Annotated in this window: 18 protein-coding genes and 1 pseudogene; 1 reads left to right on the top strand and 18 read right to left on the bottom strand. The window is 43.9% G+C overall.

Annotation, left to right across the window (positions count from 1 at the left end; all coding sequences use genetic code 11):
* Window positions 1–204 precede the first annotated feature (204 nt).
* From tsf to JL57_RS01045, 16 genes are all read right to left on the bottom strand, one after another.
* The gene (tsf, locus tag JL57_RS01120; RefSeq protein WP_034140213.1) at window positions 205–858 is read right to left on the bottom strand and encodes a translation elongation factor Ts; all 654 of its coding nucleotides are present in this window, start codon (window positions 856–858) and stop codon (window positions 205–207) included.
* 180 nt (window positions 859–1,038) lie between these two features.
* On the bottom strand, window positions 1,039–1,764 hold the full coding sequence (gene rpsB, locus JL57_RS01115) for a 30S ribosomal protein S2 (protein ID WP_034140215.1): 726 nt from the start codon (window positions 1,762–1,764) through the stop codon (window positions 1,039–1,041).
* Between the two features lie 184 nt (window positions 1,765–1,948).
* The gene (locus tag JL57_RS01110) at window positions 1,949–2,398 is read right to left on the bottom strand and encodes a hypothetical protein (RefSeq protein ID WP_034140212.1); all 450 of its coding nucleotides are present in this window, start codon (window positions 2,396–2,398) and stop codon (window positions 1,949–1,951) included.
* A 24-nt stretch (window positions 2,399–2,422) separates the two neighbouring features.
* A complete protein-coding gene (gene codY / locus JL57_RS01105) occupies window positions 2,423–3,217 on the bottom strand; it encodes a GTP-sensing pleiotropic transcriptional regulator CodY (protein WP_034140211.1) in 795 nt (264 codons plus the stop codon).
* Between the two features lie 51 nt (window positions 3,218–3,268).
* Complete coding sequence (hslU, locus tag JL57_RS01100; protein WP_034140210.1) at window positions 3,269–4,654, bottom strand: ATP-dependent protease ATPase subunit HslU; 1,386 nt, start codon at window positions 4,652–4,654, stop codon at window positions 3,269–3,271.
* A gap of 11 nt (window positions 4,655–4,665) precedes the next feature.
* The gene (gene hslV, locus JL57_RS01095; protein WP_034140209.1) at window positions 4,666–5,196 is read right to left on the bottom strand and encodes an ATP-dependent protease subunit HslV; all 531 of its coding nucleotides are present in this window, start codon (window positions 5,194–5,196) and stop codon (window positions 4,666–4,668) included.
* 86 nt (window positions 5,197–5,282) lie between these two features.
* Complete coding sequence (gene xerC / locus JL57_RS01090; RefSeq protein ID WP_034140208.1) at window positions 5,283–6,197, bottom strand: tyrosine recombinase XerC; 915 nt, start codon at window positions 6,195–6,197, stop codon at window positions 5,283–5,285.
* A 4-nt stretch (window positions 6,198–6,201) separates the two neighbouring features.
* Window positions 6,202–7,515: a methylenetetrahydrofolate--tRNA-(uracil(54)-C(5))-methyltransferase (FADH(2)-oxidizing) TrmFO gene (trmFO, locus tag JL57_RS01085; protein WP_034140207.1), complete on the bottom strand. Its 1,314-nt coding sequence runs from the start codon at window positions 7,513–7,515 to the stop codon at window positions 6,202–6,204.
* Window positions 7,516–7,577: 62 nt separating this feature from the next.
* On the bottom strand, window positions 7,578–9,671 hold the full coding sequence (gene topA / locus JL57_RS01080; protein ID WP_034140206.1) for a type I DNA topoisomerase: 2,094 nt from the start codon (window positions 9,669–9,671) through the stop codon (window positions 7,578–7,580).
* 259 nt (window positions 9,672–9,930) lie between these two features.
* On the bottom strand, window positions 9,931–11,046 hold the full coding sequence (gene dprA / locus JL57_RS01075; protein WP_034140205.1) for a DNA-processing protein DprA: 1,116 nt from the start codon (window positions 11,044–11,046) through the stop codon (window positions 9,931–9,933).
* A gap of 117 nt (window positions 11,047–11,163) precedes the next feature.
* Entirely contained in the window at window positions 11,164–11,406 is a 243-nt protein-coding gene (locus tag JL57_RS01070; RefSeq protein ID WP_034140204.1) for a hypothetical protein, read from the bottom strand.
* Between the two features lie 2 nt (window positions 11,407–11,408).
* Complete coding sequence (locus JL57_RS01065) at window positions 11,409–12,236, bottom strand: Ku protein (protein ID WP_034140203.1); 828 nt, start codon at window positions 12,234–12,236, stop codon at window positions 11,409–11,411.
* A gap of 277 nt (window positions 12,237–12,513) precedes the next feature.
* Window positions 12,514–12,864, bottom strand: a complete 351-nt coding sequence (locus tag JL57_RS01060) for a hypothetical protein (RefSeq protein WP_291299560.1) — start codon at window positions 12,862–12,864, stop codon at window positions 12,514–12,516.
* Between the two features lie 126 nt (window positions 12,865–12,990).
* Entirely contained in the window at window positions 12,991–13,383 is a 393-nt protein-coding gene (locus tag JL57_RS01055) for a VOC family protein (RefSeq protein ID WP_034140202.1), read from the bottom strand.
* Window positions 13,384–13,463: 80 nt separating this feature from the next.
* The gene (locus tag JL57_RS01050) at window positions 13,464–14,063 is read right to left on the bottom strand and encodes a DUF3786 domain-containing protein (RefSeq protein ID WP_034140201.1); all 600 of its coding nucleotides are present in this window, start codon (window positions 14,061–14,063) and stop codon (window positions 13,464–13,466) included.
* A 171-nt stretch (window positions 14,064–14,234) separates the two neighbouring features.
* Window positions 14,235–15,065, bottom strand: a complete 831-nt coding sequence (locus tag JL57_RS01045) for a TIM barrel protein (RefSeq protein ID WP_034140200.1) — start codon at window positions 15,063–15,065, stop codon at window positions 14,235–14,237.
* Between the two features lie 297 nt (window positions 15,066–15,362).
* Between JL57_RS01045 and JL57_RS01040 the strand changes: the two genes are divergently transcribed.
* The gene (locus JL57_RS01040) at window positions 15,363–15,548 is read left to right on the top strand and encodes a small, acid-soluble spore protein, alpha/beta type (protein WP_034140199.1); all 186 of its coding nucleotides are present in this window, start codon (window positions 15,363–15,365) and stop codon (window positions 15,546–15,548) included.
* Between the two features lie 143 nt (window positions 15,549–15,691).
* On the opposite strand, the gene JL57_RS01035 is transcribed toward JL57_RS01040, so the two are convergent.
* Both JL57_RS01035 and JL57_RS01025 read right to left on the bottom strand, forming a co-directional pair.
* Entirely contained in the window at window positions 15,692–16,123 is a 432-nt protein-coding gene (locus JL57_RS01035) for an Hsp20/alpha crystallin family protein (RefSeq protein ID WP_034140198.1), read from the bottom strand.
* 695 nt (window positions 16,124–16,818) lie between these two features.
* A pseudogene (locus JL57_RS01025) lies at window positions 16,819–17,175 on the bottom strand (DUF3102 domain-containing protein); the annotation flags it as partial.

Genomic DNA, 17,175 nt, shown 5'->3' with positions numbered 1-17,175 from the left:
AGGCGGCCGGTCGAATGCTATGCCATCCATGGCGCATTCGACACTAGACACGTCCTGTGTCGTCGCCTTAGTTGCACTTATACTCCAGACGAAGACACTGTCTTCGCACGTATTACCCTTCTTGCAGTATGCAACGAAGTTATACTTTCTGTTTAGTGCGAAAAAGAGAACACCGGGGTGTTCTCTTGATAGATTGTCTAGGTTTTAGCGATTTAATTCTTTCATAACGTCTGCCGCAAAATCATCCTGTCTCTTTTCAATACCTGCACCTAATTCATAACGAGTAAAGCGACGAATAACAATACGTTCCCCGATTTTAGCTACTTTATCAAGAACCAAATCCCGCACACTCTTATCAGGATCTTTGACAAAAGCTTGTTCCATTAAACATACTTCTTTATAAAACTTTTCGATCCGGCCTTCCACCATTTTTTCAATAATCTTTTCCGGCTTGCCTTCATTGAGAGCTTGCGCTTTAAGAATATCTCTTTCATGTTGGAGTACATCGGCTGGAACATCTTCTTTATTAAGATATTGCGGATTGGCAGCTGCGATATGCAATCCCATATCTCGTACTAACGCTTTAAATTCATCCCCGCGAGCAACAAAGTCTGTTTCACAGTTGACTTCAATAAGTACACCGATTCGTCCACCACCATGGATATAGGACTCAATCGTTCCTTCAGCTGCAATACGACCACCTTTTTTAGCGGCGGCTGCTAGTCCTTTTTCACGGAGATAATCACAAGCCTTTTCAAGCTCACAATTACACTCTATAAGTGCCTTTTTACAATCCATCATGCCTGCTCCAGTACGTTCCCTAAGCTCTTTAACTAGAGCTGCAGTTACCTCTGCCATAAGTAAACCCTCCAATTTCGATGTTGATACGCGATGAAAATTCGAGGTTGACGCGCGATATCAATATGTGATGTATGACTAATACAGTTCAATCATTATAAGTATGCATTTTAGAGATCTATAGTATGCGATACGCAACGTGCGAGGTTCGAATTTCGAACCTCGCGCATCGTACTTCGCTTACACTTCGACAACGTCTCCAGCTTCTTCGGCCTCATCTTCAATAACATGTTGCCCTTCAATGATCGCATCTGCCATCTTCGCAGTCAGTAACTTGACGGCACGGATTGCATCATCATTAGCTGGAATGACTACATCAATTTCATCTGGATCACAGTTCGTATCAACAATTGCCACAATAGGAATCTTTAAACGGCGTGCTTCTGCAACGGCAATTCTCTCTTTACGTGGGTCAACAATGAATAAAGCATCTGGAAGCTTTTTCATGTTCTTTATGCCACCCAAGAAGCGCTCTAATTTTTCCATTTCATGGCGAAGTGCAGAAACTTCTTTTTTAGTAAGAACTTCAAATACGCCTTCAGCCTCCATACGCTCTAAAACACGCAAACGATCTACTCGCTTTTGAATCGTTTGGAAGTTTGTCAACATACCTCCAAGCCAGCGTTCATTGACAAAGTACATGCCACAACGGATGGCTTCATCTTTGACCGATTCCTGCGCTTGTTTTTTGGTACCCACAAACAGCATGGTACCGCCCTCAGTAGCAAGGTTGCGGACAAAGTTAAAGGCTTCATCTACTTTTTTAACCGTCTTTTGTAGATCGATAATGTAGATTCCATTGCGCTCCGTGAAAATATAGCGCGCCATTTTGGGATTCCAGCGACGTGTTTGATGTCCAAAGTGGACACCTGCTTCCAGTAATTGTTTCATAGAAATGACAGCCATGTTAAACCAACTTTCTTTTTTTGTTTTTTTCCACCACAGGTTCATCTCAAAACGCACCTTGCCTCCCGACAAGGAACTAGCGTCTTAATCCCACTGCGTGTGTCATTAAGTCACACTGCAAATAGATTAGCATATTCTCAAGAGCTTTGCAATGATTAGGCATAATTTACAGTATTCAGTTTTATCACACAGCATTTCTCGAAAGGTTAGACCGTATATCGTAGTGCAGAATAAAATGCTCTAAGTCGCTCATTAATTCGGGAAAGGGGAAATAGAATTCACTTACGTAAAATAAGGCATTGTTCGTGCGAATTTGAGCTATTTCCTGCCCTTTTTGATCGAAATAAAAGGCAACTCGTCTAATATCTCGCGGATCGAGGACCCGTTCTCCGAGTAGCGAGTGAAAAATAATTTGCTCATCAGTAATTTTCACTCGTTTACTCTTCCCAATGACCCACAGTGCTAAGATGCCAAGCCCTGCAATGATATAGATTCCTATTAGTACCCTTAGTTCGATGATGGGTAGCTTACTGAAGACATGCACACTCCCAATAACAAGGGGATAAACAATCAGAAACACGAGCCCTGGTACCACAAGCGGTCTCATTAGGTAAACGTAATCATGTTCATCCATGAAATCATCCTCCTGCTAAGCCGTCTACTTGGTGTGTTTAGTTTGCTTTTCCAGTTCATCCAGCAGATAATCGTTAAGCACTCGGATGTAAGTTCCTTTCATGCCCAAGGACTTTGATTCAATTACACCAGCAGATTCAAATTTGCGCAGCGCATTGACAATGACCGAACGAGTAATCCCAACTCGATCCGCAATTTTACTAGCAACCAATAGTCCTTCTCCGCCACCTAATTCAGCAAAGATGTGCTCCACTGCCTCAAGTTCTGAATAGGATAGGGTTCCCACCGCGATTTGAACGGCCGCTTTTTTACGGGCTTCTTCTTCTGCACGTTCTGCTTTAACTCGTAAAATTTCCATTCCTACCACAGTTGCACCGTATTCGGCTAGTACAAGATCGTGTTCATTAAATTCCACATCATATTTGGCGAGTACGAGGGTCCCAACTCGTTCTCCGCCTCCTAAAATTGGCACAATAGTCGTCAGTTTATTCGTGAAACCACAGGGTTCATTACTATTAAATACACAGCCATTGGCAACTTGCGTCGTATTCGTAATCGTCGAACTAATTTTCATAAGACCTTCGTTATAGCTTTCAGGAAAGCGCTCAGTATGAATTACAATATCTTCCATAACCCCACAGGCAAACCCTTCCATGAAACTGTACCCTAAAATTTTCCCCCGACGTCCAACAATATAACAGTTGGCAATCACGGCCTGCCCAAGAACTTTAGCCATTTCCTCAAAATCAACCGGATTCCCTGCAGCACGTTGTATTAACTTATTAATGGTCCTGGTTTTGTTTAATAAAGTTGTTTCCATAAGGTCTAAATCCTCCTTAAATTACTTCCCATGAAGTATGTTAACTTATTTTTATAGAATATAGCGCGCTAAATCTTGATTTCGAACCACATCACCCAAACGGTGCTCAACATATTCTCGATTAATCGTCACCGTATAATCGTCAGGCAGCTCAGATGCTTCGAAGGATAGTTCCTCGAGTACTTTTTCGACAATCGTATGAAGTCTGCGTGCCCCAATATTTTCTGTGGTCGAATTCACTTTGAAGGCAACTTCTGCCAATTCATCAATAGCATTCTCTGTAAAATCGACTACTATTCCTTCTGTCCCCAATAAAGCACTGTATTGTTTAATGAGCGATGATTGGGTTTCCGTAAGAATACGTTTGAAATCTGCCACACTTAAGGATTCGAGTTCAACACGGATCGGAAATCTCCCTTGCAGTTCAGGAATGAGGTCAGAGGGTTTGCTGACATGAAAAGCGCCTGCTGCAATGAAAAGGATATGATCAGTTTTGACCGGACCATACTTGGTTACCACAGTGGACCCTTCCACAATTGGGAGGATATCACGTTGAACCCCACCTCTTGAAACGTCCGCACCACCCGCGCCTTCGCGCCCAGCAATTTTATCGATTTCGTCCAAGAACACAATTCCCTCTTGCTCTGTTCTGCGAATCGCATCCTGTACTGCTTCGTCATGATCAATCAAGTTTTGAGCTTCTTCCTGAATCAGAATCTTTCGGGCATCTCGGACGGTCACTTTTCTCTTTTTGTGCCGCTTCGGGAGCATTCCGGACATCATCTCTTGAATATTCAAGCCCATTTCCATCATGTTATTATTGCCCAGCATATCGGAAAGTGGCATACTCTCTTCAACTGAAATATCAATAACCTTTTTCTCTAAATCTCCTCGTTGCAAACGATCTCTAACTAGCTTGCGTTCTTTTTCAATTTCAGGCGTGACTTCCGGTTCTTTTTCCTCATTTGATGACTGGCCGAATAACATCTGGAAGGGATTACTTGATGTACTCTCTGAGCGTTTTTCTGGAACTAACAGTTCAAGCAAACGTTTCTCGGCATTGACTGCCGCCTGAGTCTGGACTTGTTCTGTTCGCTCCGCCTTCACCATACGCAAGGAGATTTCGACTAAGTCTCGAATTATGGCTTCCACATCCCGACCAACATAACCTACTTCCGTAAACTTCGTGGCTTCAATCTTAATGAAGGGGGCGCGCACAAGCTTCGCCAAGCGGCGGGCAATCTCAGTCTTGCCAACGCCAGTGGGACCAATCATTAAAATGTTCTTGGGGATTACTTCTTCTTGCAATTCTTCCGGAAGACAAGAGCGTCGATAACGATTCCTTAAAGCAACCGCAACAGCTCGTTTCGCCGCATTTTGGCCGATAATGTGTTGGTCTAATTCACGAACGATTTCACGGGGAGTCAATCGGTCCATAGTCTCACCTCCTATAACTCTTCCACAGTAATTTCCTCATTAGTATAGACACAAATTGAAGCGGCTATAAGCATTGCTTCTCGAACAATTTCCGAAGTCGACAAATCAGAATGCCTTGCTAAAGCGCGAGCAGCCGCTAAAGCATAGTTCCCTCCAGATCCGATGGCGGCGATTCCATCATCTGGTTCAATCACTTCACCCGAGCCAGATACAATTAAAAGATTTTGGGTATCTGCCACGATAAGTAGTGCTTCCAGATTTCTCAGCATTTTGTCTGTTCGCCATTCCTTTACTAGCTCAACAGCCGCACGCTGGAGATTCCCATGATACGCTTCAAGTTTTTGTTCAAACTTATCAAACAGCGTAAACGCATCCGCTACGGAACCCGCAAACCCTGTAATGACCTTTCCGTTATACAAGCGGCGGACCTTACGGGCCTTATGTTTCATAACGGTAGCCTGGCCAAAGGTTACTTGACCGTCACCCGCGATAGATACCTGCTCCCCTTTTTTCACTGCGACGATGGTCGTTGCATGAAACATAAATCAAACCCCCTTAAATAAAGTTTACTAGGGCACTTTAGGCGTGTCAAGTGAATTGTAGTTAATTTGCATTTTTTTGTGAAAATTTATAGTGTCTTGGGCTTATTTCGTTCTTTTGCACGGGGATGGGCGCGAGTGAAGACTTCTTTAAGTCGTTCACGAGTTAGATGCGTGTAGATTTGGGTTGAGGATAGTTTCTGATGTCCCAGCAACTCTTGAACACTTCTTAGATCAGCACCGCCATCCAACAGATGGGTGGCAAAAGAATGACGCAGCATATGAGGATTCACGTGTTGTTCTAGGCTGACCTTTGCGACTAGTTTGTCCAAAATTCGGCGAACTGATCTATCCGATAAACGGGATCCCTGGTAATTAAGTAAAAGTGAGCGCTGTTGATCTGTCCGCATTCCTAAATACCCTTCAATTGCCTGGCTAGCATAGTTGGTCACTGGAACAATTCGCTCCTTACTACCCTTGCCAAGAACGCGAATTAGCCCACTCTCTAAATCAAGGTTCTCTCGATTTAAGCCGATTAATTCACTGACTCTTAATCCGGATCCATAGAGTAATTCTAAGATGACTCGATCTCGACAACCCAGTAACTTTGAGCAATCCGGAGCACGTAGTAAGCCCTCAACTTGGTCTAGATAAAGAAAATGCGGGAGTTTGCGCCCTAATTTCGGACTCGCCACCCGCTGCACCGGATTTATTTTTAGTAATTCCTGACGGCATAAGAACTTAAAAAACGACCGTAACGAGGCAAGCTTACGGGCCATGCTTTTTCTCGCCAGCCCGTGTTCTGCTAAAACTCCTAGAAAGCTACGTACAATATAAACATCGATACTCTCAACCGTGACTAGTTCAGGTTCGAGACCTTGTTCCTGGGCAGCAAACCGAAAAAACTGACCCAGATCAGTTTGATAAGCAACTACTGTGTGCTCTGACCGATTTTGGGAATATTGATACCCTGCAAATAAACCTAAGGCTTCATCCACCAGCACTTGCTTACCTCCCCAAATCCTCTCGTGCACAAAATTCAGCTAATGCTGCTAAGGCCCGTTCGGAGATTCTGGCATTTTTTTGGCGCTTGTCCCTGATTCGCTCGCTCAAAGGGGGAAGCAAGCCAAAGTTAATATTCATCGGTTGAAAGCTTTGACTAGGTGCGCCTTCTAAATGGCGGGCTAGTGCTCCCAGTGAGCTTTCCGGAGGAAAAACCAGTGTATCCAGCTGATTAAGACGTCGCCACGCGTTCAAACCTGCCAGAAGCCCGCTGGCAGCAGACTCTACATACCCTTCGACGCCTGTCATTTGACCAGCAAAAAAAAGCTCTGGTTTCAGCCTGAGACTGAAATCTGCCTTAAGCACTTTCGGCGCATTAAGAAATGTATTGCGGTGCATCACGCCATAGCGCACAAACTCAGCTTTTTCCAACCCGGGAATTAACGAAAAAACGCGTTTCTGTTCCCCCCATTTTAAATGGGTTTGAAAACCCACCAGATTAAAGAGAGTTCCGGCTTGATTTTCCTTGCGCAGTTGTACCACAGCATGAGATTTTTTCCCTGTGCGAGGGTCGATTAAGCCAACGGGTTTTAAGGGACCAAAGGTCAGAGTCTGAATGCCACGTTTGGCCATCACTTCAACCGGCAGACAGCCTTCAAAAACCCTTCCTTGTTCAAAGCCTTGGACTTCGGCCATCTCAGCCTCTAGCAACGCCTTGTAAAAAGCTTCATATTCTTCCCTCGTCATGGGACAGTTTAAATAATCGGCATCCCCTTTGTCATAACGGGATGCCCAAAAAGCCTTCTCTAAATCAATGGATTCAAGAGTTACAATGGGCGCAGCCGCGTCGTAAAAAGACAAGGCTTGCTCCCCAGTTGCCTTCAGAATATCGTGCGCTAAATCGTCAGAGGTCAAGGGACCACTTGCCACGATCGTCATCCCCACTGGAAGAGAATGAACTTCTTCTCGGTGCACACGTAGGTTGGGATGCTGTTCCAATCGTTTTGTGATTTCACTTGAAAACAGTTCCCGATCGACAGCTAAAGCACCGCCTGCGGGAACCGCGTTATGATCAGCCGCCTCCATGATCAAGGACCCCAAACGGCGCATCTCTTCTTTTAATAACCCAACGGCATTCTCTATACCCGCCCCCCGCAGCGAGTTGCTACAGACGAGTTCTGCAAATCGATCTGTTTGATGGGCGGGGGTAGTTTTTGTCGGACGCATCTCATATAAATTGACCATGATCCCACGCTCGGCAAGTTGCCAGGCAGCCTCCGACCCCGCAAGACCTGCTCCGATGACCGTAATTTGTTGCATGAACGACTCGCTCCTTATCCCAATAAACGCCTGAGAAACGTTACTTCTTAACTAGACCTTTATTAAGCTTCTTCTTCGATTACTTTTGTAAAGCGACATTCTCGATTTGTGCAGACATGTTTCTTCTGGCGTTTGGTCGATTTAATCACCATCAATTGCTGGCACTCAGGACAAGGATCCGGGGCTGGCATTTCCCAGGAAACAAAATCGCACTCTGGGTAACCGAGACACCCAAAAAACTTCCGCCCCTTCTTGGAGCGACGAACTACCAAGGGTTTAGAGCAAGTGGGACAGTTTGCACCCACTTCTTCAAAGAGCGGCTTCGTGTTTCGACAGTCCGGAAAACCCGGACAAGCTAAAAATTTGCCGTAACGCCCCATTTTAATGACCATATTCCGTCCGCAGCTCTCACAAAGTTCTTCGGAAACTTGATCCTCAATTTTTACCTTGCCGATTTTCTCATCAGCCTCAGCTAAGGTCACGGAAAAGGGCCCATAATAATCTTCAACCACAGACTTCCAAGGAGTATTTCCTTCTTCAATTCGGTCGAGCTTTGCTTCTAAATTAGCAGTGAACTCCAGATTCAAGATATCCGGAAAATGTTCCTTGAGTAGGGTTATGACTATGTCTCCCAGCTCGGTAGGCAGAAGCTGTTTCTCTTCTTTAACCACATACCCACGTGTTTGAATGGTTTCGATGGTCGGTGCATACGTGCTCGGCCTGCCGATTCCTTCCTCTTCCATCTTGCGAACAAGAGATGCTTCTGTATAACGTGGGGGTGGTTCTGTAAAATGTTGCTTCTCTTGAAGTTCGATTAGGGATAGCTTTTCTCCAGGAGAGACAGAAAGTGTTAGTGAGTTTTGTTCGTCATCCGCTGTCTCGCCAGCATCTTTACCTTCTTCATAAACCGCTAAAAAGCCTGGAAATCGGATTGTAGTAGCATTGGCCCGAAATAAATAATCCTCTACTAAGCTCTCGACTGTCAAGGTATCCGTAATAGCTACACTCATCTGACTCGCAATAAAGCGCTCCCAGATCAAGCGGTACAAGCGTAATTGGTCTCGTGATAAAATCCCCTTCAGCATATCAGGAGTACGCAAAGCTGAGGTCGGTCGGATGGCTTCATGCGCTTCCTGAGCCCTCCCCTTATTAGTGAACCGGCGCGGTTCAGGAGGATAATACTCGTCCCCATAATGTGAAAGAATCCATCCTTTGGCCTCAGCTTGAGCCGTTTCCGCGATCTTGACGGAATCCGTACGCATATAGGTGATCAGACCCACCGTTCCCTCTTTACCAAGGTCCAGCCCCTCGTATAGTTGCTGAGCCAACATCATGGTCCGTTTCGGAGAAAAACTCAACTTGCGATGCGCTTCCTGTTGAAGACTACTCGTAATAAAGGGAGGTGACGGTTGTTTTTTCTTTTCTTTAGTCCGAACCTCGGCTACTTGAAAATCTTTTCCCTTTAACTCGGAAAGCACGCTTTCCATTTCTGCTTTAGAGGTGATGGCTATTTTTTTGCCTGACTTTTTAACGAGCTTAGCTAAGAACTTTCCTCCTGCAGATTTAAGATTAGCCGTTAGACTCCAATACTCTTCCGAGACAAACGCCTGTATCTCCTCTTCTCGATCATCTACTAACCGAACTGCTACAGATTGGACCCTTCCAGCGCTTAACCCTTTTTTGATTTTGCGCCAGAGCAACGGACTTAATTGATAACCTACCAATCGATCTAATACCCTCCGGGCCTGTTGTGCATCCACCCGGGCTTGGTCTATCTGCCGTGGATGCTTAACGGCCGCCTGGATCGCTTGTTTGGTAATCTCGTGAAATTCGATTCGGTTTTTATCCCCTTGGTTAAGTCCCAATAAATGCGAAAGATGCCAGGCAATCGCTTCCCCCTCACGATCAGGGTCAGAAGCTAAGAACACCTTATCTGCCCCTTTAGCCGCAGCACGCAACTCCTTGATCAAATCTCCTCGACCACGAATCGCAATATATTTGGGTTCGAAATCATGTTCTATATCCACACCCAATTGACTCTTCGGTAAATCCCGCAAATGTCCCATTGAAGCTTTAACCGTATAACGGCTTCCTAAAAATTTGCTGATTGACTTTGCCTTGGCTGGGGACTCTACAATCACAAGCGTCTTTGACATTATTTCACCTCAATATATACTTAAAAAACACATAAATAACCTTTTTCTAGAGGTCCGATTACGCGATACGCGAAGTTCGAACTTAAATTCTTTGCAAACAAAACAAACGTTAAGGACCTTTTGTTTGTTCCTGCTCTTTAGGTTATCGTGAATTTTTCACTTCACATACTACACTTATATCCAAATGGGTCTGTTCTAAGTCCTTAGTTTAACATTTGGTAAAACTAAGCCCTATATTAACGCCTTTTTCATAGTATGTCTAGCACTCTCGTGCTAATACATAATGTTGTCCCGGTAATTGTATGACTTTTCCGCCTAATTGCAGCTCCAATAAGGCCAATGAAATACTTGAAACAGGGAGGGCTGAATGAATTGTTATTTGGTCAATATGCAGAGGAACGTCACTTAATTGCTCTAGAATCAACTGATGTTCATTAACCGTAGATATAACTTCTTTGGGCAAAGGTTCTTTCGTCGGCGATATTTGGCCAACATATTGGGACCCTAAAGGCAGTTCATGGCAAATGTCTTCAATTCCTTCCACAATTTTTGCCCCTTGGCGTAGTAAATGATGAGGGCCTCGACTCACCTCACTAAAAATAGGCCCTGGGACTGCAAATACTTCTCGCCCTTGATCTAACGCGAAATCGACCGTAATCAAAGCTCCGCTTCTCTCTGCGGCCTCTACGACCACCACTCCGCGAGAACATCCACTAATTAAGCGATTTCGTGCCGGAAAATGGGCGGCATTGGGTGGAGCGCCAGGCACGAATTCACTGATCAAGGCACCCTTCTCCGAAATCCCCTCCGCCAATTTTCTATTTTCTAAAGGATAAATTCTATCTAAACCACAGCCCAGGAATGCCCAAGTGACCCCGCCATTGTCCAGCGCCCCTTGATGGGCTGCAGTATCAATCCCTCGGGCTAAACCGCTAACTATCACAAACCCTCGGGCTACAGCATCCCGGGCGAGCACTCTAGCCACCGCTTTGCCATAGGAAGTAGCTTGTCGTGAACCCACAATGGCAAGTCCTTCCGCACTCCCCTGCAGCTGTCCCCGATAATATAGAAGCGGTGGAGCATCCGCTAACTCCGCCAGTAACCTGGGATAACCGATTTCATCCGGAGTGATAATCTGAATGCCTTGTTTTTTAAGAGCATCTCCAATCCGCTCTGGATCAATCATTGGCCTGGCCTTCAAAATTCCCTGAACCCATTTGTCCTGATGAAGGATTGAATGATATTGGCTAGTTGAAGCCTCCCATGCTTTAACGGCACTACCAAAATAAGCAATCAGTCGCCTTAAATGCTGGCTTCCAATGCCTGAAATAGTGCGGAATGCCGCTCGAACTTGTTTTTCTTCTTCAGTTCCCAAGGCGCGCACCTCCTTAAGCCAGATTTCGGGGCGAAAGGACGTATCTCCTGCGTAGAGTTTTGTCGAATTTCAATCTTTCATGGAAAATAGCGTAGGATTAATGAGAAATCCTTCGTCTTAGTCAATAATCTGGGCATGACGCAATTTCCCTTCATCAGTCCATTCTAAAAATCGTGTTTTAAGAAGCACAGTGGGCTCAACCCACCGTATCGTTTCCCCTCGACTAGGAAAGGGTCCCAGTCCCTGCTTAAAAGGACTAAATGCCCTTTCTTGGAGCGAATTGACCGCCTCGCTACACAAAATACGTGTTACATCGCTCGACACTGATCCACGTACCCTTGCGCAAGGCAGTTCTGTCATACCTAGGCTTCCTTCTCACGTCGGGTCGTTCGTTTTCGTGGAGTCAACGAGGACTTCGGTTTGTCGATGGGATTTTCTGTTAAAGCAATACTTGCTCGCAAAGCTTCCATCAAGTCGACCACTTTTCCTCCCTTAACAGGAGCTTCCACTTGATAGGTTTCTCCGGCTACTTTGCTTTCAATCAGCTGCACCATTTGCTCATGCAGTTCATCACGATATTTTTCCGGTTCAAACGGACGAGCTAAATTATCAATCAACTGACGCGCCATGGTCAATTCTGTTTCCGTCGGAACCACTCGATCCCACACCACATCCATATGACGGATTTCCTTCGGATAATGCATGGTTTCCATAACGAGGCTTTCTTCAAAAACACGCAAACAAGCTAAATGCTGCTTTGAGCGCATCGTAACACGGGCTAAAGCAACTTTACCACTTTCCTCCATGGCCTGACAAAGTAAGCGATAGGCTTTCATGGCCGTTTCTTCTGGAGACAGGTAATAAGATTTCTGATAATAGATTGGATCTATCTCGGACAAATTGATAAAATCAAGAATATCAATCGATCGACTCATGGGTTGTTCCAAAGCCGCAAGGTCATCCTCACTTAAAACAACATAGCGATCCTTTTCATACTCATAGCCCTTAACTAAGTCAGCCGTTTCAACCTCCATATCGCAAGTAGGACATTTTTTGATCGACCGAATCCGGCGATTGCAAGCTTTATGGAGATAATTAAACTTAAACTCTTGAGACTCTGTGGCCGCATGCATTTTGACCGGAACATTCACTAAGCCGAAACTTATCGATCCTTTCCATAATGTATGCATTTAACACACCTCCCCGACTTAGTGTGAACAGTAAAGGATATATTAATGCAATAAAGAAGACTTGGCTGGCGCCGAGTTAACGAGGCGGCCGCCTTAGTCGCACTTATGCTACAGACGACGAAGACACTGTCTTCGCACGGGTTAAACCTTCTTGCAGCACTGTCTTCGCACGTATTAGCCTACTTGCAGTATGTAACGTAAGTTATACTTTCTGCTAAGTACAAAAAAACTTCGCCCTGTTATGGACAAAGTTTATCTTTGATAAATAATACTATATTTACTTGACTACCCTAAGATGAGCCGTCTCCATTTGAAGTTCTCCCATCTTTGTACCCAAAATCAATAATTCATTCTTAACCTCTTGATTTACTCTTTCCTGACCAACCCTAAAATCATGTAGAGCAGTTATCTGATTATGGAATTCTGCTTCCATGCGTACTTGGCTGTTTCTTAATTCACTAACGTCTGCCTTCAATTCACTAACATCTGCCTTCAATTCACTAACATCTGCCTTCAATTCACTAACATCTGCCTTCAATTCACTAAAATCTTGCTTTAATCCTTTGAATTCACTAAAAAGTTTTGTGAATTGATTTGCAATAAATTCCTGGAATTTCTCGTTATCCAACTTACCAATCAACTCCTTTTTAAAATGTCTCAAGAGAATAATATTCGCCAGATAGTTTGATCTTCCTTCATTTGTCTGGACAAGGTTTCAAGGATGTAGACGGTTCTTTGCCACTCCTCGTAATTTCTACTTAATAGGATCTAGGTAGTTAGAGATTTCAATTAGATTCCCATCTGGATCCTTTAAATAGACTGATTTAATCAAGCCACAAGCCCCCATCTTCTCGATTGGACCTTCAATGGCTTTAACCCCAAAACTCACAAAGTATTTTAACACATCTTCCAAAGAAACGTTTGTAATAAAGCATAAATCACTAGAACCTGGAGTTGGTTTTAGTGCTTTTGGTTCAAACTCCTTGCCTTCCTCATGCAAATTAATTTTCTGGTCCCCAAACATTAAGGCCTTACGACCTTCCCCAAACTCAACCACCGTCATTCCTAACACCTTTGAATAGAATTGGCAGGTCGATTCTATATCCTTAACCGTCAGGACAACATGATCAATCTTATGAACCTTCACACTTTCACCTCTTCCGCCCCGGATCACCTTATCAAGATTCTGACCCAGCATTTTTGCTTCAAAGACGCAAACAGCGAAAATTAAACACTTATCCGCTTAAACCCAAATACAACCATACTGGCCAGGACAGCAAAATCCTCAGTGGGTAGAATAGAAGGGGCGGAGGCATCGAATAGAATATTACCCGAGGCCGGGAATTCATCATCTGCTCGCCAAAGAATCAACGACACTGGAATGCGCGGGAACACCCTGTATGTAACCCCTACATCTCCTAGTCCATTGGAATGTCCTCCTAAACGCGTTGCAACTTCAAGGAGCCTATCTGGATTAGAACCAAAAATACGAACCAGCGGATCAATGGCCCGTCCGGTAAACGGTTTAATATACATGGCTCCGCCAGGAAATTCTTTGTAGGAAATCAGGGTCCCCACTTCTAAGGGTTCACTGAGACTTGTTACGTAATGAAGTATCAATATTTGGGTTGCAAGCGGTAATTCTCCGTCTGAAGCCTGGATAGGTACAAAATCCCCGCTGGGATAAACCAGCTTAAAATTTTGGCCTAAGAATTCAATCACTAGGGCATTACCCTCCATAGAATAGCCCGAGCAATTTGCCATATCCCCTAAAGAACAAGCACGGAACTTTTCAAGTGCCACCTCATGAGCTGCAGAATAATTCATCCTCTCTCCTCCTACCATCTACTCTCTGCTACCAGCCTGCAATGGGGCTTAATACTCCTCCTAGGTAGTGAACTCGTTCAGCTTAAGCTGGATCAACTCCAGAGTACTGTTTACCCGTCACCTGACAGTCGAGTACCTTGGCCTTAACATGTGAAACGTGTTTTTACTAGTTTAACCGAGTGCCAAATACGTCTGTTGCAAGAGCAGAGCATCCTCTTCCAAGTTCGGGCTTTCGCAAATAGCCAACCCTTCTACACCAAAGGAATGACAAGCCTTTAGTAACTCTTCAAATCGCAAGTCAGATTCTTTTAAGACAAGGTGACGTTTCTCACCCTTTAATCCATATTCAATTCCCGAAATATGAAAATGGACGTTTTTTACCCAGCGATCTCCTAGTCCCTCTGCAGTCTCATCTAAAATCTCACAAAATTCGTCATAAGAATTATACCGTCCATTAGTACGGGCATGAAGATGGCTAAAGTCAATACATGGTAAGACCCCGGGAACCTCTTGGGCAATCCGAATCGTTTCTGCCAGATCTCCGAACTGAGTCCCTTTTCCAGTCGTTTCCGGACGAAGAATAACCTCATTACCCTCCGCATCGAGGGTCTCTCGCACCAGGGTAAGTTCTTTGACCACCCTTTCTAAGACTACCTCCGAGGAAGTATCATGATTAAAAGCAGGATGAAAAATGACGCTCCTCACACCGAGAATCTTCGAAATTCGCGAGGTATGTATAATTCGATCCCTGCTCGCCGTAATTTTCTCAGGCTCACGGGAGTTTAGATTAATATAGTAAGGGGCATGACAACTTAAGGCGATCCCTTCTTCTTTGGCAACTGCGCCGACTTTTCTAGCCTTTTCTTCCCCCATTCTTACACCTTGTACAAATTCTAATTCTAAAGCACCAAGCTGTAACTCCCGAATACGGCGTACTCCACCTTCACTGGATCGATCCGTCGAGGAAAGTGGGACTCCAGCGGTTCCAAATAATAATGGCAATAGAGTTCACCCCATTGTATTTTTTTCTCACATTATATCCTCTTTCTACAAAAAAGCCAATGAACCCGAAAGTATCGAGTAGAAGCTGTTTATAGCAAACCAGCAAATCATATGTAGTTAAGTGCTTTTTTCGAGTAATAGAGTTCTAATCGAAAATTTCTTGTTTATTCCTTAATTTCCAACAAAACTCGATTTTAATTTACATATTATCTTCACTGTAAAGAGATACTAGTAACACTTTCATCAAGCATCAGTGTTGTTGAAAGAAGCTGTCCAATTTGAAAGGAGGATTCCTAAATGTCAAGACGACGTAATAGCATCATGTCTAGCCAATTAAAAGAAGAGATTGCTCAAGAGTTAGGTTTTGCTGGAACCCTTCACCAAGAGGGATTTGGAGGAGTTTCTTCAAGAGACTGTGGTAATATGGTGAAAATGGCTATCGAATTGGCGGAACGCAATCTGCCGGGAAAAAATATGACTTAATTTATCTAGAATTTAACGTCTAGATAAACAGTTACTCATTGTTAATATCCTAAGCCGAGCATTTTAATTATGCTCGGCTCTTTATTTTTTACAAATTAAAAGATTATCCAGGCCTAGAAGACCACACAAATTCTCATTGCAAATTAGTGAAAGTCAACCTCAATATGACGCGCTGCTGGATGAGCATCTTTCAGAAAACTAAATTTTAAAATCCCGTTTCGATAGCTTGCGTGAGATCCATCAGTCTTAACCAGAGCAGGGAGAGTTAATATCCGAGAGAATTTCCCAAAATATCGTTCAGAGTGCCGCGGAACGCTTTCATCCTCCTCTTCATGAATTATTTTTCGAATCTCACCCTGAATCATCAGGCGATTTTCGTCTAAAGTAATCGTAAGATCTTCAGGTTTTTCTATACCTGGAATTTCTGCAGTCACGATAATTTTATGCTGGGTTTCTCCTACATCGATACGATAGAAACCATCTGTAAAGTTTTCTTTCCCGCGCCTTAAAAATCGATCCATCTCATTCCAAAAAGGCTCTAACGTTCGGTATGGCTCATTTGGGATTAACGTCATTTTCAATCACCTCGCGTTTGTTTATCTTTTAGGATGCGCTGTTCGATGATGGATTATTCTTACTTAGTCTTTCTTGAATTTAACGTACAAAAGTCAAAGGATAAAAAAAAGACCCCACCATTTTTTGGTGAGGCCACGTATGAGAGAATATTGAGGAAGGGATTGCTACAACTAATACTAATTGCAATTTTCATGCCTAATATTCAGAATACTACTAAACTTCATTCATGCTCTGTTTCTACTCGGGATTGGAGGCCATATTTAACGTCTAAGACACATACTAACACTTTTTTATCAATCCTTGTTAAAAAAATTCCAGCTAAATATTTTTAGTTTGATTTAGCTTGATACACTTTACTCGGTACAATATTCCATTTTGGAACACTCTAAAGGAGAGCCAGCAGCCCCCGCTTTTTCCACGCTTTCTTTTACTAACTAAACAACAACGCATTCTTCACTTTCATCCCAAATAAAAAACGTAATATATTGACTCGCTTAATCAAGATTTCATAAATCAACATAATTACTATCAATGAACTTGTGCTAATAACCAAATATTTGGATGCAATGCTCGCATCCCACTGTACAACACAATTTTAACTCGCTCACTCTTACCTGTAGGGATAGATGTCTCCCTGACTTTCTTGGACCGGAGAGAAACACGAAACAAAGGGACATTCTGATGATGCCGGTTGGGCTTGATCCAGCTCCCGGGTGGTCATATCTTCTACATCATGCTGCAGGATAAATTTCTCCCGCTCATCTTCCGAAATCCCTAGAAGGAGAAGGGCCCGGTAGTAGGTCAAATTCGTCAGCGCTGACGAATTTGAGCTGCCGCCGTCATCGGTGGAAGCGAACAGTTTATCTCCCTATTCTTCAAAGAGCTGCATCAGCCTGTTGGCTGTGCGCTGGGAATAGCTCACCGATTCGACCAACCATTTTCCCCATTCTCCATGGGGGAGCAAGGCCTTGGCCTCCTTCAGGCGCTTGCCGACCTCGAGGGCATTGGTAAGCATGATTTTACAAGTCTGTTGTTTGATCCTATTAATCTC

The sequence above is a fragment of the Desulfosporosinus sp. BICA1-9 genome (genome assembly GCF_000802135.1).
This window is presented reverse-complemented; position numbering and strand designations above follow the sequence as displayed.